Below are 20,256 nucleotides of genomic sequence, written 5' to 3' on the forward strand. Positions count from 1 at the left end.
CGGTCAGCCGCGAGAGGCCTTTTCGTCCAGCCCGGACACGCCGAAGCGCTCTGCCAGGCAATCCAGCACCGCGCTGGAGTCCAGCTCCAGGTGGGAGAGCATGACCAGGGTGTGAAACCAGAGGTCAGCCACTTCCCCCACCAGCTCCGCGCGGTTCTCCCCCGCATCCTTGGCAGCAATAATGACCTCGGTCGCTTCCTCCCCGACCTTCTCCAGAATCTTGTTCAGACCCCGGTGATGCAGGCTGGCCACGTAGGAACTCTCCGGGCTTGCTGTGCGGCGCGCGGCGAGTATCGCGTCCAATTGTTGCAGAACATCGTTCACGGTGTCTTTCCGTACATGGATTCCGGTGATTTCAGCACAGGGTCGGTGGTGTTCCAGTCGTCACCGGTCCAGCGCTGGTAAAAACAGTGGCGACGCCCGGTGTGGCAGGCGACGCCACCCACCTGTTCCACGCGCAGCAGCACGGTGTCGCCATCGCAGTCCAGGCGCAGCTCGTGCAGCAGCTGTACGTTGCCTGAGCTCTCGCCCTTGCGCCACAGCGCCTGGCGCGAGCGCGACCAGTACACGGCGTGCCCGGATTCCACCGTGCGCTGCAGCGCCTCGGCGTTCATCCAGGCCAGCATCAGCACATCCCCGCTGGCGGCGTCCTGGGCGATCGCAGGCACCAGGCCCTGGTCGTTCCAGTGCACGGCCTGCAGCAGGGCTGCGGTGTTGTCAGGGGTCACGGTATCCATAGCGGGGCATTATGGCACAAGGGCATGACCCCGCCTATTCGTCCGCGCTGCGTCCTGGCCAGAGCAGCAGCAGGGCTCCCGAGAGCAGTAGCCAGCTGGCGGCCGGTACCGTACTGAGGAACGCCCATCCCCCGGGCAGCGCCAGTACCAGCCCGCTGCCGGCGAGTGCCGCGGCCGCGACGTGGCGCCGCGACCTCCGGCGCTGTTGTGCGCGCTGCAGGGCCATCTGGCGTTGCTGTTGCTGGCGCTGCTGGCGTGAAAGATCGGGGGCGCCGGGCCTGCGTTGCAGGTTGTCGAGCACGGCATCCGGCACCTGCGGCAGCTGCTCCAGCCAGGACGGGAAGTGTCGCTGCAGGCGCCGCAGCATGGACTGCGGCGAATAACGCTCCTGCACCCAGCGCTCGAGGAAGGGCTGCGCGGTGTCCCATAAATTGAGCTGCGGGTAGAGCTGGCGACCCAGGCCCTCGATGTTGAGAAGGGTCTTCTGCAGCAGAACCAGCGCAGGCTGCACTTCCATGTCGAAGCGGCGCGCCGTGCTGAACAGGTAAATCAGCAGCTGGCCGAAGGAAATGTCGCTGATGGGCCGTTCGAAAACGGGTTCGCAGACCGCGCGCATGGCGGACTCGAAATCCTGCACGCGGGTGTCCGGGGGTATCCAGCCACACTCCACGTGCAGTTCGGCGACCGCGCGGTAGTCGCGCTGGAACACCGCCAGCAGGTTGCGTGCCAGGTAATACTGGTCAGCGTCGCTGAGGTTGCCCACGATCGCGCAATCCACGGCGATGTAGCGCGGGTTGGCGGGGTCGGTGGCGTTGACGAAGATATTGCCCGGGTGCATGTCGGCGTGGAAAAAGTTGTCGCGGAATACCTGCGTAAAGAAGATTTCCACACCGCGTTCGGCGAGCAGCTTGAGGTCGGTGCCGCGTGCCTTGAGCGCGGCCATATCGGTCACCGGAATACCGCTGATACGCTCCGCCACCATCACGTTGCTGCGCGTGTAGTCCCAATGCACCTGGGGTACGTAGACCAGGTCGCTGCCCTCGAAGTTGCGCCGCAGCTGGGAGGCGTTGGCCGCCTCGCGGCGCAAATCCAGCTCGTCGAGAATGGTCAGCTCGTAGTCCGCCACCACCTCCACCGGGCGCAGCCTGCGACCATCGGGCAGGTAGCGCTGCACCAGCCGCGCGAGGGTATAGAGCAGTGCGAGGTCCTGGCGTATTACCGGCTCAATGTCCGGGCGCAGCACCTTGACCACGACCTCTTCCCCGCTGTGCAGCGTTGCACCGTGCACCTGCGCTACCGAGGCCGAGGCAATGGGTATGGACTCGAATCGCGCAAACAGGGTGCTCACCGGCTCCCCGAGGGCAGACTCGATAATCCCCGCTGCCAGGGTCTCGTCGAAGGGGGGCACCTTGTCCTGCAGCCGCGCGAGCTCGTCGGCGATGTCGGCGGGCAGCAGGTCGCGTCGCGTCGACAGGAGTTGACCGAACTTGATGAAGACCGGACCCAACGCCTCCAGCGCCCGGCGCAGCCGCTCTCCCCGGCTCATGCCGGGCTGGCTGTTGCGCCAGGGCGACAGGCGCAGCAGTAACCGCAGGGCCGCGGGCAGCGCTTCGGGCGCGACAAACTCCTGCAGCCGGTAGCGCCCGGCCACGCGCAGGATCAGCAGCAGCCGCCGACTGCGGGAAAACAGCCCGGCGCTCACTGCCCGGCGCTCCGGATGCGCTTGCGCAGCCGTTCCAGCCGCGACTGCAACCGCTCCACGCGTTGCTGCAGGGCTTGCACGTCGCCGTAGAAGTCCTCAACTTCCAGCCGGGGCGGTGTCAGGCGTGCCTCCTCATGGATGAACTCCTCGAGCTGCCGCAGCAGGCTGCTCGACGCGGCCGTCCCGGCACTGAAACCCGCGCGCAGGAACTGAGCAAGCTGATGGCCAGCGACGTCCCCGAGCACGTTCACCAGCGGCGCTTCCCAGTCCAGGTCCAGGCGCCCGATGATGCCCTGCAGTTCGATCAGCGGCGCGCTGTCGCCCTGCAGCACCAGATTGCCGTTGATCAGTGTGGCTGCCGGGTCGCTGGCACCCGCCAGCTCGGCAAAATCGGAGGCGCTGCCGCGCACGCGCGTGGTCACCGGGCCATCGTAATAGCCGAGCAGCCGGGTGCGTTCCGCGCCCGGCTGCAGGTACACGTGAACAACGGGCGAGGTGCACTCAATGGCGAAGGTGCGTCCAGCCAGCCCGGCCAGGTGCCGCTGGCCAGCCGGGTCCAGCGCCAGGGCGCGATTGAGTGCCGCCTCCAGCGCGGCCAGGGCCGCTGTAGTCAGTGTCGGGTCGAGGCCGGCGGCCGCCATGTCAGGCCTTGAAGCCCCGATGCAGGGCGACAACACCGCCGGTGAGGTTGTGGTATTCGCAGTTGACGAAGCCTGCATCCTCCAGCATGCCCAGCAACGTGTCCTGATCGGGGTGCATGCGGATGGATTCTGCCAGGTACTGGTAGCTGTCGCTGTCCCCCGCGACCAACCTGCCCATGAACGGCAGCACGCGGAAGGAGTAGCTGTCGTAGGCTTTCTCCAACAGCGGATTGACTGGCTTGGAGAATTCCAGCACCAGCAGCCGCCCCCCGGGCTTGAGCACACGCAGCATGGAGCGGAGTGCGAGGGCCTTGTCGGTGACGTTGCGCAGGCCGAAGGCGATACTGACGCAGTCAAAGCTGTCGTCGGGGAAAGGCAGGTACTGCGCATCGGCCTGTACGAACTCGAGATTGCCCTGGTAGCCGTGGTCCAGCAGTTTGTCGCGGCCCACGTTGAGCATGGATTCGTTGATATCTGCCAGTACCACGCGGCCCGTGGGTCCGACGATGTCAGCGAATTTTGCCGCCAGGTCACCCGTGCCGCCGGCAATGTCCAGCACCGACTGGCCCGCGCGCACGGCACTGAGTTCGATGGTGAAGCGCTTCCAGATCCGGTGTATGCCGCCGGACATGAGGTCATTCATCAGGTCATAGCGCCCCGCCACCGAATGAAAGACATTGGCCACGAGGCCGGCCTTAGCGTCCTCATCGACTTCCCGGTAACCGAAATGGGTGGTGCGTTTATCGCTCATGCGGCCTCCGCCGTCCTGCAACAGGGCAGCTATTGTAGCGCGATGTGGCTCCCGCGGTCAGGGCTGGAACTGGATGACCTGCACCTGGGGGTCGCGCGTGGCACCGGCCGCCGACATGCGGTCGAGGTAGTCCTGCCAGAGCGCTTCCCGCTGCGTGCACAGCTGGTAGAGGTAATCCCAGGCGTAGAGCCCGGTGTCGTGACCGTCATCGAATACCAGTTGCAGTGCATAGTGCCCCACGGGCCGGATGTCGGTGATGGCGACGTGCATCTTGCCGGTTTGCAGCACTTCCTGCCCCGGGCCGTGGCCCTTCACCTCCGCCGAGGGGGAGTAGACGCGCAGGTACTCACAGGGCAGACGGTAGCTTTCTCCACCGGCATATGCCAGCTCAAGCTCCCGCGAGGCGCGGTGCAGGTGTATGTCGATGGGGCGCGGGGCTCGTTCGGTCATGGTGTGACTCTCAACTCACAGAATGAAGCGCGACAGGTCTTCGTCTTCGCTCAGGGCCTGCAGCTGGCTGTTGACGTAGTCGGCGTCGATGGTCAGCGGCTGTTGCTGCAGCCCGGCATCCGCGGCGCCGAAGGAGGCCTGCTCCAGCAGGCGCTCCATGACGGTATGCAGGCGTCGCGCCCCGATGTTTTCGGTTTTCTCGTTGACCTGCCAGGCGGTCTCCGCAATGCGTCGCAAGCCATCGGCGGTGAACTCCACCTGCAGGCCTTCCGTGGCCAGCAGGGCCTGGTACTGTTCGGTGAGTGAAGCGTCAGGCTCGGTGAGAATGCGTTCGAAGTCGCTGGCGGTCAGTGACTCCAGTTCCACCCGGATCGGCAGGCGGCCCTGCAATTCAGGAATCAGGTCGGAGGGCTTGGCCAGGTGGAACGCGCCCGAGGCAATGAACAGGATATGGTCGGTCTTGATCGTGCCGTGCTTGGTGGTGACGGTAGAGCCCTCGATCAGCGGCAGAAGATCGCGCTGCACGCCCTCCCGCGAGACATCGGCCCCGGCCGTCTCGCCACGCTTCGCCACCTTGTCCAGTTCGTCGATGAAGACGATACCATTCTGCTCGGCTTCGCGAATGGCCCGCTGCTTCAGCTCCTCTTCGTTGACCAGCTTGGCCGCCTCTTCGTCGCACAGGGCCTTCAACGCCGCCTTGACCGGCATGCGGCGGGTCTTGCTCTGCTGGCGCGAGAGGTTGGAGAACATGCTTTGCAGCTGGTTGGTCATCTCCTCCATGCCGGGGGGTGCCATGATCTCCATGCCAAGCCCGCTGGTGGCCAGGTTGACCTCCACTTCCTTGTCATCGAGCTCGCCTTCACGGAGCTTTTTCCGCAGCAGCTGCCGGGTGCCGGCGCCGGTGTTGGCGCTGTCTCCGCGCGCCGGTGGCAGCAGGATGTCCAGCAGCCGCTCCTCTGCTGCCTCTTCGGCGCGGAACCGCACCCTCTGCATCTCCTGCTCGCGATACAGCTTCACGGCGACGTCCGCGAGGTCGCGGATGATCGATTCCACATCGCGGCCGACATAGCCCACCTCGGTGAACTTGGTGGCTTCGACCTTGACGAACGGTGCGTTTGCCAGCTTCGCCAGGCGACGCGCGATTTCGGTCTTGCCCACGCCGGTGGGGCCGATCATGAGAATGTTCTTCGGGGTGATTTCGGCGCGCAGCGCATCCGGCAGCTGCATGCGTCGCCAGCGATTGCGCAGGGCGATCGCCACAGCGCGCTTGGCGTCCTGCTGGCCGATGATGTGCTTGTCCAGTTCGTGGACAATCTCGCGGGGCGTCATGTTGGACATGCGGGGAGCCTAATAGTCGAGTTGTTCGATGGTTTGGTTGTGATTGGTGTAGATGCAGATATCGCCGGCGATGTTCAGGCCCTTCTCCACGATACTGCGGGCGTCGAGTTCGGTATTGTCCAGCAGTGCGCGGGCGGCGGATTGTGCGAAGGGGCCACCGGAGCCGATGGCGATGAGGTTGTCTTCGGGCTCGATCACATCGCCGTTGCCGGTGATCACCAGGGAGGTCTCTTTGTCGGCGACCGCCAGCAACGCTTCCAGCCGGCGCAGGGCGCGTTCGGTGCGCCAGGCCTTGGCCAGCTCCACGGCGGCCCGCACCAGATGCCCCTGGTGCTTGTCCAGCTGCGCCTCAAACAGCTCGAACAGGGTGAAGGCATCCGCGGTGCCGCCAGCAAAGCCCGCCAGCACCTTGTTCTTGTGCAGGCGGCGCACTTTGCGCGCGTTGCCCTTCATGACGGTATTACCCATCGATACCTGTCCGTCGCCGCCAATGACAACGCTGTTGCCACGACGCACTGAGAGGATGGTCGTGCCTCGATATTGTTCCACGATAAGTCTCCTGTTGCTCCAGATATGGGGAGCCGTGGCGGGAATTCAAGCGCGGCGCCGCGGGGCGGCACCGGTACTAGGGGCGCCCCCGCTTCAACAGCAGGGTGTCGATATTCTGTGCAGCCGTTAAGCCACGTGCGCGGCTCATCTGTGCGTGGGTGGTGTAGGGCCCGAGATAAACCCGGAACCAGCGACCGTTGTCTCCCGTGGATTCCTCCACGCTGGGTTCCAGACCGAGCAGCAGCAACTCCGCCCGCCGCCGGTCGGCGTCCTCGCGCTGGCGGAAGGAGCCCGCCTGCAGCACATAGCTCTCTGCGGGCGGCGGGGCCACGTTGGGCTGTTGCGCCACCTCTGTCGGTTCAACTTCCACGTCGATGGTTTGCTCCGGCAACATGGTGTAGAAGTCGAAGCGGGGTTTTGGGGGCGCCTCTGCCGCGGCGGTTTCCGGTGTTTCTCCCGCGGGCTGTGTGCCCGGTGGCAGCGTGCCCAGGTAGAGCAGCAGGCTGAGGAACACGCCTGTGCCCACGCCGGCAGCGAACCAGCGCCAGGGGCTTGCGCCACCGTTATTGCGGCTGGCCGCCTGGGGTTTGCGGCGCGCTCCGCTGCGTCCGCCCCGGCCGCCGCTGTCGCGCGCCATTTACATGGCCTCCGGTGCGTTCACGCCCAGCAGCCACAGGCCGTTGGCCACCACTTGGCGCACGGCTTCGCTCAGCGCGATGCGGGCGTCGCGCAGTTCGCCGTCATCCACCAGCATTTTATGCGCGTTGTAATAGCTGTGGAACTCGGCAGCGAGCTCCCGCAGGTAGTTGGCTACCGTGTGGGGTTCGCTGGCCAGCGCCGCGCCTGCCACCACCTCGGGGTACTGGTCGAGCCGCTTGATCAGGGCTTTCTCCTGCTCCTCCTCCAGCCGTGGCAGCGCCGCAATGCCGCGCTCCTGTTCCCAGTCCCAGCCCTGCTCGGCCAGTTTTGCGCGCACCGAGCAGGCGCGGGCGTGAGCGTACTGAATGTAATACACCGGGTTGTCGTTGCTCTGCGACAGCGCCAGGTCGATATCGAAGGTAAGCTGCGAGCTGGGCGCCCGCGCCACCAGGAAATAGCGTGTGGCGTCACAGCCGACTTCATCGATCAGGTCGCGCAGGGTGACGTAGCTGCCCGCTCGCTTGGACAGCTTCACCTCGCTGCCGTCGCGCATCACCGTCACCATCTGGTGCAGCACATAGTCAGGCCAGCCTTGCGGAATGTCGGCCTGCAGGGCCTGCAGGCCGGCACGCACGCGAGTCACGGTGCTGTGGTGGTCCGCACCCTGTTCGTTGATCACACGCTCAAAGCCGCGTTGCCATTTGTTGAAGTGGTAGGCCACGTCCGGGAGGAAATAGGTGTACCCACCTTCCCGCTTGCGCATCACCCGGTCCTTGTCGTCGCCGAACGCCGTGGTGCGCAGCCAGAGTGCACCGTCCTGCTCATAGGTATGGCCATTGGCGACCAGCCTGGCCACCGTCGCTTCGACCTCGCCGGACTCATAGAGCGAGGACTCGAGGAAGTAGCGATCGAAATGCACTGCGAAGGCTTTCAGATCCAGGTCCTGCTCGCGGCGCAGGTAGGCAACGGCGAAATCGCGGATGGCGTCGAGGTCGTCCGGGTCCGCCTTGCCGGCAACATGGCGGTCCGTGGCGTCGATTTTTTCACCGGCCAGATAGGCTGCAGCAACATCGGCGATGTAGTCGCCGCGATAGCCGTCTTCCGGCCATTGCGGATCGTCGGGCCCCAGGTCGCGGCAGCGCGCCTGTACCGAGAGGGCCAGATTGCTGATCTGGGCCCCGGCATCGTTGTAGTAGAACTCGCTGGCCACCGACCAGCCGGTGGCGCTGAGCAGCCGGCAGATGCTGTCGCCCACGGCAGCCCCGCGGCCGTGGCCCACGTGCAGGGGGCCGGTGGGGTTGGCGGACACGAACTCAACCTGCACCCGGCGGCCGGCGCCGGCGTCGCTGCGGCCGAACTGCTCGCCTTCGGTGAGCACGCGCTGTACCACGGCGCGGCTGCTGTCGCCGGACAGGAAGAAATTGATGAAGCCCGGCCCGGCAACCTCTGCGCGACTGACCAGCGGTGAGGCGGGCAGCGCGTCACAGATCATGCCCGCCAGGTCGCGGGGCTTGTAGCCCGCCGCCTTGGCCAGGGTAAGGGCCACGTTGCTGGCCAGATCGCCATGGCTGGCGTCCCGTGTGCGCTCGATGGCGATGGTCGGTTGCGTGGCCTCGGGGAGTCGACCGTCGGCGGCCAGCGCGTCGAGGGCCTGCTGGATCAGCTGTGACAATTGTTCCTTCATTTCCGGGGGGGACACCTGCGTTTTCTGGGATGAATTGGCTGCTCGCCTGCCGTGCAGGGCAGCGTCGCATTATCGCCGTAAATGGCTGCTCATGGCCAGCGCGAGCCGGCGATCAACCCAGATCCAGTGGGTCGACATCGATGGACCAGTTGAGCCCCTGGCGGCTGGGCAGTTGCTCGGCGCAGTGCACCAGAAGGCGCGCCAGCCGCTGGGCCCGGCGCACGTCCGGCGCCATCGCCAGTAGCTGGTTACGGAATTTACCCGCCCGCCGTTGCAGGGGGGACGGCAGCGGCCCGATCAAACGGCAACCCTGCGGCAGTGCCGGGTCGGCCTGTTGCCTGAGGGCCGCCAGGAAGCGTTCCCCGGTGTCCGTGGCCGGGCTGTCGGTGCGCAGTAGAATCAGTCGCCCATGTGGCGGCATGCCCTGTTCCTCACGGGCCTGCAGCAGGCGCCGCGCCTGGTCGGCGTAGCGCTCGGTAAGCATCGCCTGCATCAGGGGGTGATCGGGGTAGTGGGTCTGCACCAGCACCTGCCCGGCGTCCCCCGTGCGCCCCGCGCGCCCCGCGACCTGGGTCAGCAGCTGCGCCATGCGCTCCTCACCGCGGAAGTCAGCGCTGAACAGCAGCGCATCCGCGTCAATGACGGCGACCAGGTTGACCCCGGGAAAGTGGTGCCCCTTGGTCAGCATTTGCGTGCCCAGGAGAATGCACGGCGCGCCGTTCTGTACCTCGGACACCAGTGTCTGCATGGCGCCTTTGCCCTGCATGGAGTCGCTGTCGACGCGATGGATGGGCCACTCGCCAAACGTATTGCGCAACACCTCTTCGGTTTGCTCGGTGCCCAGACCATTGGTGAGCAGGCGCGCGCTGTGGCAGCTGGGACAGGCCTGCGGCAGCCGCAGGTTGGCGGAACAGTGGTGACAGCGCAGCCTGCGCTGGCGGCGGTGCACCGTCATGCGGGTGTCGCAGGCACTGCACTGGGCAATCCAGCCGCAGTCGTGGCATTGCAGCGCCGGTGCGTAGCCGCGGCGGTTCAGAAACAGCAGCACCTGCTGTCCGCCCCTCAGGGCGCCATGGATGGCCTCGCGCAGCGCCCGCGACAGTCCGCCCTGCAGGGTCTCCCGGCGCACATCAATAGCCCGCAGGGTGGGCAGTTCACCCTGACCTGCGCGCTGTGTCAGGCGGTAGTGACCATAGCGGCCCTGCAGGGCGTTGTGCAGGGTTTCCAGTGCCGGGGTGGCGCTGCCCAGCACTACAGTGGCGCCCTCGATCTGCCCTCGTTTAACGGCGATATCCCGCGCGGAATAGCGGAATCCATCCTGTTGCTTGAAGGACGCATCGTGCTCTTCATCGACAATGATCAACCCCGGTCGCCGCAGGCTGCTGAAGATCGCCGAGCGTGTGCCCATGACAATGGATGCCGCGCCGGTGCGCGCCGCCTCCCAGGCAGCGTAGCGCTCGGTGTCGTTGAGGCCCGAGTGCAGCACCGCGATGCCGGTGCCGAAGCGTGCCGTGAAGCGCGCCAGGGTCTGCGGGGTGAGGCCGATTTCGGGTATCAGCACCAGTGCCTGTTGGCCCTGGGCAAGGCAATGGGCAATCAACTGCAGGTAGACTTCGGTCTTGCCGCTGCCGGTAATCCCCTCCAGCAGGCTGCAGTGGAATCCGCCGTAGTGCGCCAGGATGCCCTCCAGCGCCGCGGCCTGCTCGCCGTTCAGTGGCAGCCCAGGCTGCGGCGTGCTCAGGATCCGGCCGGGCGCCAGCACGCAGCGTTCGGCCAGGCCTTTCTGTTCCAGTTGGCGCAGGATGCCGGCGTTGATACCCCGCTCGCGCAGGCTGCTGGTGGCAAGCTCGGCGCTGTCCTGCAGCAGGGCCAGCGCCTCTGCCTGGCGCGGCGACCGCTGGAGGGCCCCTGCCGGCAGCCCTTTGCCACGCTGGCTGAGGCGCCAGCCTGGCTGCCCCGGTGGCTGGTGTGGTTGGGCGTTCCTGAGTCCGGGCGGAAAGGCGACTTCGAACACCTCCCCCGGTGGGTGTTGATAATAGTCCGCTGCCCACAGGCACAGCTGCAGCACCCCGGGCGACAACAGCGGAGCGGAGTCGACGACCGCCTGCGCCGCACGCAGCGATGCCGCAGGTAGCGCAGATTCCTCGGCAACCTCAATCAGCCAGCCCTGTAACTGGCGCCGCCCGAAGTCGACTTTCACCCGCACACCGGGCCGCAGGTCCGACAGGGCCTGTGGCTCCAGTCCTGCCGGAGGCAGGTAGTCGAACAGGGAGCGCAGCGGGCAGGAAACGGCCAGGCGAAGAACGGGCATCGCGCCTCTCAGCGTGTTGTCGATGTGGAACGGTGGCGCATGATAGCGCAACCGCGGGGCTGCCTACAGCGGGGCTGCCATCAGCGGGGCTTGCGCTGGACGCTGTGTCTGGTACTATGCGCGCCTATTTTTTCGCGTTACCTCCACAAGTCCGGTGCGGTGCCCGACAGGATCGGGTGGCGGCACCAATTCACAGGAGCAACACCATGAAAGCAGAAATTCATCCCAAGTACGAGGCGGTCACCGCGACTTGCAGCTGTGGCAACGTGGTTGCCACTCGCTCCACGCGCTGTGAGGACTTTCACATCGACGTGTGCTCGCAGTGCCACCCGTTCTTCACCGGCAAGCAGAAAGTACTCGACAGCGGCGGCCGCGTTGACCGCTTCAAGAAGCGTTTTGGCGCGCGCGGCGCATCGCGTTAAGCTGCTTCAGGCGGCTGCCTTGTGCGGCCGCCAAACAAAAGCCGGGCGCCGTGGGGTTCCCGGTTTTTTTGTGTCTGGTACAAGCCCTTGAAGTGCCTGCGCTTGTGGCTGCGAGTGCTTTTCTATATTCTCGTGCGTCCCTCCCGCAAGCGCAGTCACCAGCGGATTTCTGACTATGAGCAAAGATTTCAGACAGGCGGCCCTCGACTATCACGCGAAGCCGGTTCCCGGAAAAATCAGCATGGAGCTGACCAAGCCTGCGGAAACCCAGGCCGAGCTGGCGCTGGCCTACAGCCCCGGTGTTGCCGAGCCCTGTCGTGAAATTGCCGCCGATGTCGATGCCGCGTATTTATACACCGGCAAGGGCAATCTGGTTGCGGTGATCAGCAACGGCACTGCCGTGCTCGGGCTCGGCAATCTGGGTTCGCTGGCGAGCAAGCCCGTCATGGAGGGCAAGGCACTGCTGTTCAAACGCTTCGCCGGCATCAACTCGGTGGACATCGAAGTCAACACCGAAGACAGCGCCAGCTTTATCGACACCGTGGCCAACATCGCCGACACGTTTGGCGGCATCAACCTTGAGGATATCAAGGCACCCGAGTGTTTTGAAATTGAAGCAGAACTGGCCCGGCGTTGCTCCATCCCCATCTTTCACGATGACCAGCACGGCACCGCCATTGTCACTGCGGCGGGCATGATCAATGCGTTGGAGATCCAGGGCAAGCGCCTTGAGGATGCCGTGATTACCTGCCTCGGCGCCGGCGCGGCGGCGATTGCCTGCATGCGTTTGCTGGTGAGTATGGGTGCTCGCCAGGAAAACATCTTCATGCTCGACCGTCGCGGTGTGATTTACGCCGGGCGCGAGGGCGTGAACAGCTACAAGCAGGAGTTCGTCAACAATACCGACAAGCGCAGCCTCAGCGATGCCGTACGCGGCGCCGATGTGTTTGTGGGGCTGTCGGGGGCCGATCTGCTCAGCGCTGACATGCTGTTGTCCATGGCGGACCGCCCCATCGTCTTCGCCTGCTCCAATCCCGACCCGGAGATTCGCCCGGAACTGGCGCACAGCGTGCGCGATGACCTGATCATGGCCACCGGCCGTTCGGATTATCCGAACCAGGTGAACAACGTACTGGGCTTTCCGTTCATTTTCCGCGGCGCGCTTGACGTCCGTGCCAGCGCGATCAATGAAGCGATGAAGATCGCGGCGGTTAAGGCGCTCAGCGAATTGGCTCGCGAGCCGGTACCGGAGTCGGTGCTCAGGGCCTGTGGCGAAACCGAACTGAGTTTCGGCCCGCGCTACATCATTCCCAAGCCGGTTGACCCCCGACTGCTGCAGCACATTGCGCCGGCGGTGGCGCGTGCTGCCGTGGACAGCGGTGTTGCCCGAGTGCCCTACCCCGACAATTACGCACCGGGTCGCGGTTAACGACTAGAAGATATCCCGCACCAGGTCTTCCGTGGTGCCGCGCAGGCCGCTGTCGCCTGTTCCACCGCTCGCCGCCGGCACCTGGTCCTCCCGGAAATACTCGAAAATGGCGTTCTGTTGCCCCGGGCGTGCCAGCAGGCCGGTGTCGGGGTCGATGCGTACGTGCACCACGCCCGGAGGCAGGGGCGGCTGTACGTCCGGGCTGTCGCGCAGGGCGCCGCGCATGTAGTCAATCCAGATGGGCAGTGCCGCTGTGCCGCCGAATTCCCGGCGCCCCAGGGGCGTGTAATTGTCGAAGCCGACCCAGGCCGTGGTCACCACGTCGCGGTTGTAACCGGAAAACCAGGCGTCCATGGGCCCGTTGGTGGTCCCTGTCTTGCCGGCGAGGTCGTTGCGCCCCAGGGTCAGGGCGCGGCGCCCCGTGCCCCGTTTGATCACATCCTGCAGGATGCTGGTGAGGATGAAGTTGCTGCGCTCGTCCATGACCCGCTCGGCGCGTGGGCGCTGGGGCGTCGCAGCCGCACCGGCACCGGCAAGGATTTCCTCCATGCGCAGCTCACGCTCCGGGTCGGCTTCGACGGGCGCTTCGACGGGCGAACAGTCGCGGCACACGGTCGCGGGTGCGGCCTCGAAAATAACCTGCCCGTCGATGTCCTCGATGCGCTCAATCAGGTACGGCTTCACCGCGTAGCCGCCGTTGGCGAGCACCGCATAGGCGGTGGCGAGCTCCAGCGGCGACATCACATGGGTGCCCAGCGCCAGGGACAGGTCCGGCGCAAACTTGCTGGTGTCGAAACCGAAGCGCGCGACGTGGCGGATGAGCTCCGGTACGCCAATCTGCTGGAGCAGGCGGATGGAAACCAGATTGCGCGACTGGGTGAGTGCCCAGCGCAGTCGGGTGGGCCCGTAGAAACGACCACCGTCGTTTTCCGGTCGCCAGATATCTTCCAGAGAGGCGTCTTCCAGCACCACGGGAGCGTCGTTGATGATGCTGGCAGCGGTAAATCCCGCCTCCAGCGCGGCGCTGTAGACGAAAGGCTTGAAGCTTGAACCAGGCTGGCGGCGGGCCTGGGTGGCGCGGTTGAACTTGCTGCTTTCGAATCCCAGACCGCCGACGATGCTGATGATGGCGCCGTTGTCCGGGTCCAGGGACACCAGCGCCGCCTGTGCCGCTGGCACCTGGCTGAGGTGCCAGCGTCCATCGTCCTGGCGCCGCACCCGGACGAGATCCCCGACGGCAACTACGTCGGCAATGCTGGCGGGCGCGCGGCCCACGGAGTTCTCGGTGAGGTAGGGGCTGGCCTGACGCAGGCCGTCATCCCAGAGCAACTCACCGGGGCTGCCATCGCTGAACAGCAGGTCGACGCGGTCTTCGCGCAGGCCGGTCACGATCGCGGGGCTGAGCCCGGCGACCACCGGTGTGTCGACCAGGGCGTCCAGCCAGGTGGCGGTGGCATCGGTAGTCGCATCGTCGGCGTCCGGCGCCAATTGGCGTTCCGGCCCGCGATAGCCGTGCCGCCTGTCATAGGTCATCAGGCCGTGCACCACGGATTCCTGAGCCAGCTGCTGCAGCTCGCTGCTGATGGTGGTGTAGACGTGGTAGCCATCGGTATAGGCCGCCATCCCGTAGCGATCGAGCATTTCCTGGCGGGCCATCTCCGCCGCGTAGTGTGCAGCGAAGCTCAGCTGCGCCCCGTGGTGCTGTGCGCTGGCCGGCTCGGCAAGAGCCTCTGCCCAGCTGTCCCGGTCAATGTAGCCCAGCGACAGCATGCGCCCCAGAATCCAGTCGCGGCGCTCCTTGCTGGCTTGGGGCCCGCTGATGGGATTATTGCGCGATGGCGCTTTCGGAATGCCGGCGAGCATGGCGTGCTGCGCCAGTGTCAGGTCCTTGATGCCGCTGCCGTAGTACACCTGTGCAGCGGCTTCAAAACCGTAGGCACGATGGCCCAGAAACACGCGGTTGAAATACAGCTCAAAGATTTCTTCCTTGTCCAACGCGCGCTCAATCTTGATCGCCAGCAGGATCTCGTTAAATTTGCGTGTGAACGTGCGCTCCAGGCTGAGGAAATAGTTGCGCGCCACCTGCATGGTCAATGTGCTGCCGCCGGAGCCCTTTTCACCCGTCAGCGCGAGCTCCGACACGGCGCGCATCAGGCCGGCGAGGTCAACGCCGCGGTGGGCGAAGAAACGGTCGTCTTCAGCGGCCAGCAGGGCCTGCACAAACTGCGGCGGAATGTCCTCGAAACGCAGTGGATTGCGCTTCTGTTCGCCGAACTGGCCGATCAGGTCGCCGTCCCGGGTATACACCTGCATTGGGGTCTGTAGTCTGACGTCGCGGAGGGTTTCCACGTCGGGCAATCCGGGGTCAAGGTGTAAATAGACGCCCGCAAGCAGCCAGCCCAGGCCCAGCAGGGCGAGCACGGAAGAACGCAATAAAAAGCGGAGGAAACCCATTTATTCCTTTACAAAGCAGTGACTTGTATTACTGTAGTCGGAAGGGGGGCAGGCAACATTTGGTAATTATAAGCGTATTTTCGCTTTTGATTGCAGTATTGATTATGCTATATCTACAAATTAATGTAGTAGTGTATAAAAACAAGCTAAGTCAGTGATACACATAGGAAAACGAATTGCTTGGCATTCTAGGGAAGAAAAAGTCGGTGGCGGTGTTGGGGCTGGATATCAGTTCCACAACGGTAAAGCTGCTTGAGCTTAGCCAGTCCGGAGGGCGATATCGGGTAGAAAGTTACTCGGTCAGTTCCCTGCCGGTGGACGCGGTCATCGAAAAAAACGTGAACGATGTCGAGGGCGTCACCAACGCCATTCGAGCTGTCGTGGCACAGTCGCGTACCAAGCTCAAGGCGGTCGCCGCCGCCGTGGCGGGTTCGTCGGTGATCACCAAGATCATCGACATGCCAGCCGGTCTCAATGAGGACGACATGGAGACGCAGCTGACGCTGGAGGCGGATCAGTACATTCCGTACCCCCTGGATGAAGTGGCAATTGATTTCGAGATCCAGGGTGCGTCGCCGGAGCGTGCCAATCATGTTGAGGTTCTGCTGGCAGCCTGCCGGCGTGAAACGATCGAGTCCCGCGTGGATGCCATTGAAGGCGCCGACCTTACCGCACGCATCATGGATGTCGAGGCCTATGCCATGGAGCGCGCCTACGGCCTGATCCGGCGCCAGCTGAACCTGGAGCTGGAAAGCATGGTCGCCATTGTAGACATCGGCGCCACCATGACCACGCTCAGCGTGTTGAACAACGGGCAGACCATTTACACGCGCGAGCAGCTGTTTGGGGGCAAACAGCTTACCGATGAAATCATGCGCCGGTACGGTTTGCCGCTGGAAGAGGCCGGTCTGGCCAAGAAACAGGGCGGCCTGCCGGACGACTACGAACCCGAGGTGCTGATTCCCTTCAAGGAGGCGGTCGTGCAGCAGGTGGCGCGCTCGCTGCAGTTCTTCTTCTCCTCCAGTCAGTACAACGACGTCGACTACATCATTCTCGCAGGCGGCGTGTCCTCCATGGAGGGTCTGGTCGACCTGGTGCAGGACAAGCTGGGTACGCCCACCGCCGTTGCCAACCCGTTCGCCGAAATGACCATCTCATCCCGGGTCAACGCGGTTGCCCTGAGCAGCGATGCCCCCGCGATGATGATCGCCTGCGGACTCGCCCTGCGGAGCTTTGACTGATGGCACAAATCAACCTGCTTCCCTGGCGTGAGGAACGCCGGGCCGAACGGAAGAAAGAGTTCCTCGCCCTATTGGGTATGGTTGCGCTTATCGGCATCGGGCTGGTGATTCTCGGCGACCGCATCGTCAACGGCCAGATCGACCACCAGAAGGCGCGCAACGAGTACCTTACGGAAAATATCCGCGTGCTGGATCGCCAGGTGGAAGAGATCCGCGAGCTGGAGCGTCGCCGCAACCAGCTGATCGACCGCATGCGCGTCATCCAGGAGCTGCAGGGCAACCGGCCGATTATCGTCCGCGTGATGGACCAGTTGGTGCGCACCCTGCCCGACGGCGTGTTCTACACCAGCCTGCAAAGCAGCAACAACGAGATCGTTCTGATCGGGGTGGCGGAGTCCAACAACCGCGTCTCCAGCCTCATGCGGCGCCTGGATTCCTCCGACTGGCTGCAGCAGCCAAACCTGGATTCCGTGCGTGCTGCTACCCAGTATGGTGATCAGGCGGCTACGTTCAATCTCAAGGTGAAGGTGCAGTTGCCCGAATCCGATAGCGGCGCGGGAGGTTAAGGCATGGCACTCGAAGATACCCTGCGCAGTCTCCGGGAGTTCGATGTCAACGATATCGACTTCGACAATATCGGGTCCTGGCCGACCGCGGTCAAGGCGGTGCTCTGTGTACTGCTGTTGGTGCTGGTTGTTGCGGGCGGATACTACTACCACATCAAGGATCTGCAGCTCACGCTGGGCAACGTGCAGGCCGAAGAAGAGCGCCTGCGCAGCGATTATGAGAAAAAGGCCTTTCAGGCGGCCAACCTTGAAGCCTACAAGGTACAGATGGTGGAAATGGAAGAGTCATTCGGTGCCCTGGTCAGTCAGTTGCCCAGCGACACCGAGGTCCCGGGCCTGCTGGAGGACATTACCAACAAGGGCCTGATGAATGGCCTGGAAATCAACAGTATCGCCTTGCAGCCGGAGCAGGCGCGCGAGTTTTACGTTGAGCTGCCGATTGCGATCACAGCGACGGGTTCCTACCATGACCTGGGGGCGTTCATCAGCGGTATGGCCGGCCTACCGCGTATCGTCACGCTGCACGATTTTTCAATTACGGCGCCGTCGGGCAACAGCAACGCGCTCAACATGAGCATTACTGCCAAGACCTATCGCTACAAGGATGGAGAGGGCTAGCATGAGCATGGAGTGGCGACTGACCGCAGTTGCGGTGTCTGCAGCCCTGCTGCTGACAGCCTGCGGGTCGGACAATTTCAGCGATCTGGACGCTTTTATGGCGGAGAAGCGTGCGCGGCCGGGCGGCATCATTGCGCCGATCCCGACTTTTCAGGCCTATGAGGCCTTTGCCTACAGTGCCACCGCCTTGCGCAGTCCCTTTGATCGCCCGGTACAGGTGCGTGATATCACGCAGATGCAGGCTATCAGCGCAATCAAGCCAGACGAAAAGCGGGCTCGCGAGTTCCTCGAGCAATACACCTTCGATTCGCTGACGATGGTGGGCTCGCTGGAGCGCGGTGGAACCCAGTGGTCCCTGATTCGGGACCCGGATGGAGGGGTGCACCGTGTGCGCCTGGGGAATTACCTGGGTCGCAACCACGGCCGGATCGTCGAGATGACGGATTCCTATGTGGCGGTGGTGGAGATCGTCAGTGACGGTACCGCGGACGGTTGGGTGGAACGTCCGCGGAGAATCGATCTAAGCGGCATCTGACGCAGGGGCCATTGGTGACAGCCATGTTGAAAAAAACAGCAAATTTGGGGATTAGTGCCGTGAAAGAGGGATCTTGCAGACGGAGTGGTACACTGCAACGTCTGGCAGCAATGCTGGTTTTCAGCCTCTTGGGCCAGGCCGTGCAGGCGGCGCCGACAGTGACGGATATCGAATTCGCCTCGCGCCCGGGCAGCAAGATCGAGGTGCGACTGGATTTCGATGAAACGCCACCTCCGATGGAGGCCTACACCATCGAGAAGCCGGCGCGGATTGCCATTGATTTCCCGGGCACACGCAGCGCGCTGCCGCAAAAAAGCTACACCCTGCCCTATGGCAACGCTACCGGTGTGGTCGTGCTCGAGTCGGGTGACCGCACGCGCCTGGTGCTGAACCTGGTGAAACTGGTGCCCTACGAAACCCGGGTTGAAGGCAACAGCCTGTTCCTGGTGGTGGGCCAGGGCAGCAGCGGCGACTACGTCAAGCCGGCCAGCGACCCCAATGCGCTCACGGCGCGTGTCGAACAGGTTGCCCGCGAGCGCTCATCCATCAACGACCTGCAATTCCAGCGCGCAGGCAGCGGTGAGGCACGCCTGACCCTGGAGCTGAGCAATCCCTCGGTCGATGTGAACGTTTTCAGCGAGCGCGGTGATATACGCGTGCAGTTCCTCGATACCAGTGTGCCCGAGCACCTGATGCGGCGTTTCGACGTTACCGATTTCGCCACGCCGGTGACCAGCGTGGACGTCAACAGTGCCGAGCGCGGTGCAACCCTGACCCTGAAGACCGTGGGTGAATTCGATTACCTGGCGTACCAGACGGACAACCAGTATGTGATTGCGGTCAAGCCGCTGTCCAAAAAAGAACTGGAAGAGCGCCGCGACGAGTTCACCTATGTCGGTGAGCGCATCTCGCTGAACTTCCAGGACATCGAAGTGCGCGCCGTGCTGCAGCTGATTGCCGACTTTACCGAGCTCAACCTGGTGGCGAGCGATACCGTGTCCGGGCGCATCACCCTGCGCCTGCAAAACGTGCCGTGGGACCAGGCACTGGAACTGGTGCTGCGCACCAAGGGCCTTGACAAGCGCCAGGTCGGTAACGTGCTGATGGTGGCGCCCGCGGCGGAAATCGCCGAGCGTGAGCGCCAGCAGATCGAAGCGAACAAACAGATTGCCGAACTGGCACCCCTGCAGAGCGAGTTTATCCGCATCCGTTATGCCAGTGCCGCGAGCGTGGTAAGCCTGTTCGAAGCGGGCTCGGAGGATGGTGGTACGCTGATTTCACCGCGCGGCTCGGTGATCGTGGAGCCCCGCACCAACTCCCTGATCGTGACCGAAACTGCGTCCAAGCTGGCCGAAATCCGCGACCTGATCGACCTCGTGGATATTCCGATCCGCCAGGTGATGATCGAGGCGCGTATCGTGATCGCCCAGTCTGACCTGGAGCAGGAGCTGGGTATTGAATGGGGCGGCGGTTTTGTCGACTCTGATGTGAACGGCAATGCCCTGTCCGTCTCCGGCGATACGGCAAACGTGGCGGCGATCAACCAGTCGGTGATCGATGGCACCGCCAGCGGCGTGAACTTCCCGGGCGCGCTGATGGTCGACCTCGGTGTCGCGTCCAAGGCCGGTGGCTTTGCCGTCGGATTCACCAGTGAAGACCTGTTCCTGACCGCCGAGCTGTCGGCGCTGGAAGCGGCGGGCAATGGCGAGGTGGTGTCGCAGCCCAAGGTGATTACCGGCGACAAGCAGAAGGCGATCATCAAGTCGGGTTCTGAGATTCCCTATCAGGAAGGCTCGCTGAGCGGCCAGAACACCACGTCCTTCAAGGAAGCCGTGCTGCAACTGGACGTCACGCCCAATATCACGCCGGACGACCGCATCCTGCTGGACCTGGTGATTACCCAGGACTCGCTGGGCGACCTGGTGCCGAGTGGCCAGGGTGGCTTCATCCCGTCCATCGATACCACCGAGTTGACTACGCAGGTGCTGGTGGGTAACGGTGAAACGGTCGTGCTTGGCGGTGTGTTCCGCACCGAGGACATCGAGTCCGTGACCAAGGTGCCGTTCTTTGGCGACATTCCGTATATCGGCCGCCTGTTCCGCAATGAGTCCAATTCCAAGACCAAAACGGAAACGCTGATCTTCATTACGCCGCGTATTCTTGCCGACAGTCTGCTGGACTAGGGCGTG

19 protein-coding genes are annotated in these 20,256 nt (G+C 64.0%); 7 read left to right on the top strand and 12 right to left on the bottom strand.

Annotated elements, in window-relative coordinates; genetic code table 11:
- Positions 1-3: 3 nt before the first annotated feature.
- The 11 genes from R3E49_RS03305 to R3E49_RS03355 all read right to left on the bottom strand — a co-directional run bounded on the left by R3E49_RS03305 (position 4) and on the right by R3E49_RS03355 (position 10,802).
- Positions 4-324 (bottom strand): phosphoribosyl-ATP diphosphatase, encoded by a 321-nt coding sequence (locus R3E49_RS03305; RefSeq protein WP_290741381.1) that lies wholly within the window; start codon positions 322-324, stop codon positions 4-6.
- On the bottom strand, positions 321-728 hold the full coding sequence (hisI, locus tag R3E49_RS03310; RefSeq protein WP_371293735.1) for a phosphoribosyl-AMP cyclohydrolase: 408 nt from the start codon (positions 726-728) through the stop codon (positions 321-323). Before hisI ends, R3E49_RS03305 begins: the two co-directional genes overlap by 4 nt.
- Before the next feature lie 43 nt (positions 729-771).
- Positions 772-2,439, bottom strand: coding sequence for a ubiquinone biosynthesis regulatory protein kinase UbiB (gene ubiB, locus R3E49_RS03315; protein ID WP_371293736.1), 1,668 nt, complete (start codon positions 2,437-2,439; stop codon positions 772-774).
- On the bottom strand, positions 2,436-3,080 hold the full coding sequence (locus R3E49_RS03320; protein WP_371293737.1) for an SCP2 domain-containing protein: 645 nt from the start codon (positions 3,078-3,080) through the stop codon (positions 2,436-2,438). The genes ubiB and R3E49_RS03320 overlap by 4 nt, the downstream gene beginning before the upstream one ends.
- A gap of 1 nt (position 3,081) precedes the next feature.
- The gene (ubiE, locus tag R3E49_RS03325) at positions 3,082-3,831 is read right to left on the bottom strand and encodes a bifunctional demethylmenaquinone methyltransferase/2-methoxy-6-polyprenyl-1,4-benzoquinol methylase UbiE (RefSeq protein WP_371293738.1); all 750 of its coding nucleotides are present in this window, start codon (positions 3,829-3,831) and stop codon (positions 3,082-3,084) included.
- A 57-nt stretch (positions 3,832-3,888) separates the two neighbouring features.
- Positions 3,889-4,281, bottom strand: coding sequence for a DUF971 domain-containing protein (locus R3E49_RS03330; protein ID WP_339638632.1), 393 nt, complete (start codon positions 4,279-4,281; stop codon positions 3,889-3,891).
- 15 nt (positions 4,282-4,296) lie between these two features.
- The gene (gene hslU / locus R3E49_RS03335; protein WP_371293739.1) at positions 4,297-5,619 is read right to left on the bottom strand and encodes an ATP-dependent protease ATPase subunit HslU; all 1,323 of its coding nucleotides are present in this window, start codon (positions 5,617-5,619) and stop codon (positions 4,297-4,299) included.
- A 9-nt stretch (positions 5,620-5,628) separates the two neighbouring features.
- Positions 5,629-6,168, bottom strand: coding sequence for an ATP-dependent protease subunit HslV (gene hslV / locus R3E49_RS03340; RefSeq protein WP_339638637.1), 540 nt, complete (start codon positions 6,166-6,168; stop codon positions 5,629-5,631).
- A 76-nt stretch (positions 6,169-6,244) separates the two neighbouring features.
- Positions 6,245-6,805: an SPOR domain-containing protein gene (locus R3E49_RS03345; RefSeq protein ID WP_371293740.1), complete on the bottom strand. Its 561-nt coding sequence runs from the start codon at positions 6,803-6,805 to the stop codon at positions 6,245-6,247.
- The gene (gene argS / locus R3E49_RS03350) at positions 6,806-8,491 is read right to left on the bottom strand and encodes an arginine--tRNA ligase (protein WP_371293741.1); all 1,686 of its coding nucleotides are present in this window, start codon (positions 8,489-8,491) and stop codon (positions 6,806-6,808) included.
- Positions 8,492-8,603: 112 nt separating this feature from the next.
- A complete protein-coding gene (locus tag R3E49_RS03355; protein WP_371293742.1) occupies positions 8,604-10,802 on the bottom strand; it encodes a primosomal protein N' in 2,199 nt (732 codons plus the stop codon).
- Positions 10,803-11,008: 206 nt separating this feature from the next.
- Here R3E49_RS03355 and rpmE point away from each other — a divergent pair, with 206 nt between their 5' ends.
- Complete coding sequence (gene rpmE, locus R3E49_RS03360; protein ID WP_027950632.1) at positions 11,009-11,224, top strand: 50S ribosomal protein L31; 216 nt, start codon at positions 11,009-11,011, stop codon at positions 11,222-11,224.
- A gap of 175 nt (positions 11,225-11,399) precedes the next feature.
- A complete protein-coding gene (locus R3E49_RS03365) occupies positions 11,400-12,653 on the top strand; it encodes a malic enzyme-like NAD(P)-binding protein (protein ID WP_371293743.1) in 1,254 nt (417 codons plus the stop codon).
- Between the two features lie 3 nt (positions 12,654-12,656).
- On the opposite strand, the gene R3E49_RS03370 is transcribed toward R3E49_RS03365, so the two are convergent.
- Positions 12,657-15,107: a penicillin-binding protein 1A gene (locus tag R3E49_RS03370; RefSeq protein WP_371293744.1), complete on the bottom strand. Its 2,451-nt coding sequence runs from the start codon at positions 15,105-15,107 to the stop codon at positions 12,657-12,659.
- Between the two features lie 176 nt (positions 15,108-15,283).
- On the opposite strand from R3E49_RS03370, the gene R3E49_RS03375 reads away from it, so the two are divergent.
- From R3E49_RS03375 to pilQ, 5 genes are all read left to right on the top strand, one after another.
- Positions 15,284-16,348, top strand: coding sequence for a pilus assembly protein PilM (locus R3E49_RS03375; protein WP_371293745.1), 1,065 nt, complete (start codon positions 15,284-15,286; stop codon positions 16,346-16,348).
- The gene (locus tag R3E49_RS03380; RefSeq protein WP_290741405.1) at positions 16,348-16,914 is read left to right on the top strand and encodes a PilN domain-containing protein; all 567 of its coding nucleotides are present in this window, start codon (positions 16,348-16,350) and stop codon (positions 16,912-16,914) included. The genes R3E49_RS03375 and R3E49_RS03380 overlap by 1 nt, the downstream gene beginning before the upstream one ends.
- Positions 16,915-16,917: 3 nt before the next feature.
- Positions 16,918-17,532, top strand: coding sequence for a type 4a pilus biogenesis protein PilO (locus tag R3E49_RS03385; RefSeq protein WP_371293746.1), 615 nt, complete (start codon positions 16,918-16,920; stop codon positions 17,530-17,532).
- Between the two features lie 7 nt (positions 17,533-17,539).
- A complete protein-coding gene (locus R3E49_RS03390; RefSeq protein ID WP_290741491.1) occupies positions 17,540-18,067 on the top strand; it encodes a pilus assembly protein PilP in 528 nt (175 codons plus the stop codon).
- Between the two features lie 110 nt (positions 18,068-18,177).
- Complete coding sequence (gene pilQ, locus R3E49_RS03395) at positions 18,178-20,250, top strand: type IV pilus secretin PilQ (RefSeq protein ID WP_371293789.1); 2,073 nt, start codon at positions 18,178-18,180, stop codon at positions 20,248-20,250.
- Positions 20,251-20,256 lie beyond the last annotated feature (6 nt).

The organism is Haliea sp. (assembly GCF_041395985.1).
Taxonomy (GTDB): Bacteria; Pseudomonadota; Gammaproteobacteria; order Pseudomonadales; family Halieaceae; genus Haliea.

Coding starts and splice junctions, on each gene's coding strand:
- R3E49_RS03320 (WP_371293737.1), bottom strand. CDS start 3,080: ATGGCGGCCGCCGGCCTCGACCCGACACTGACTACAGCGGCCCTGGCC.
- ubiE (WP_371293738.1), bottom strand. CDS start 3,831: ATGAGCGATAAACGCACCACCCATTTCGGTTACCGGGAAGTCGATGAG.
- R3E49_RS03330 (WP_339638632.1), bottom strand. CDS start 4,281: ATGACCGAACGAGCCCCGCGCCCCATCGACATACACCTGCACCGCGCC.
- hslU (WP_371293739.1), bottom strand. CDS start 5,619: ATGTCCAACATGACGCCCCGCGAGATTGTCCACGAACTGGACAAGCAC.
- R3E49_RS03345 (WP_371293740.1), bottom strand. CDS start 6,805: ATGGCGCGCGACAGCGGCGGCCGGGGCGGACGCAGCGGAGCGCGCCGC.
- argS (WP_371293741.1), bottom strand. CDS start 8,491: ATGAAGGAACAATTGTCACAGCTGATCCAGCAGGCCCTCGACGCGCTG.
- R3E49_RS03355 (WP_371293742.1), bottom strand. CDS start 10,802: ATGCCCGTTCTTCGCCTGGCCGTTTCCTGCCCGCTGCGCTCCCTGTTC.
- rpmE (WP_027950632.1), top strand. CDS start 11,009: ATGAAAGCAGAAATTCATCCCAAGTACGAGGCGGTCACCGCGACTTGC.
- R3E49_RS03365 (WP_371293743.1), top strand. CDS start 11,400: ATGAGCAAAGATTTCAGACAGGCGGCCCTCGACTATCACGCGAAGCCG.
- R3E49_RS03370 (WP_371293744.1), bottom strand. CDS start 15,107: ATGGGTTTCCTCCGCTTTTTATTGCGTTCTTCCGTGCTCGCCCTGCTG.
- R3E49_RS03380 (WP_290741405.1), top strand. CDS start 16,348: ATGGCACAAATCAACCTGCTTCCCTGGCGTGAGGAACGCCGGGCCGAA.
- R3E49_RS03385 (WP_371293746.1), top strand. CDS start 16,918: ATGGCACTCGAAGATACCCTGCGCAGTCTCCGGGAGTTCGATGTCAAC.
- R3E49_RS03390 (WP_290741491.1), top strand. CDS start 17,540: ATGGAGTGGCGACTGACCGCAGTTGCGGTGTCTGCAGCCCTGCTGCTG.
- pilQ (WP_371293789.1), top strand. CDS start 18,178: ATGCTGGTTTTCAGCCTCTTGGGCCAGGCCGTGCAGGCGGCGCCGACA.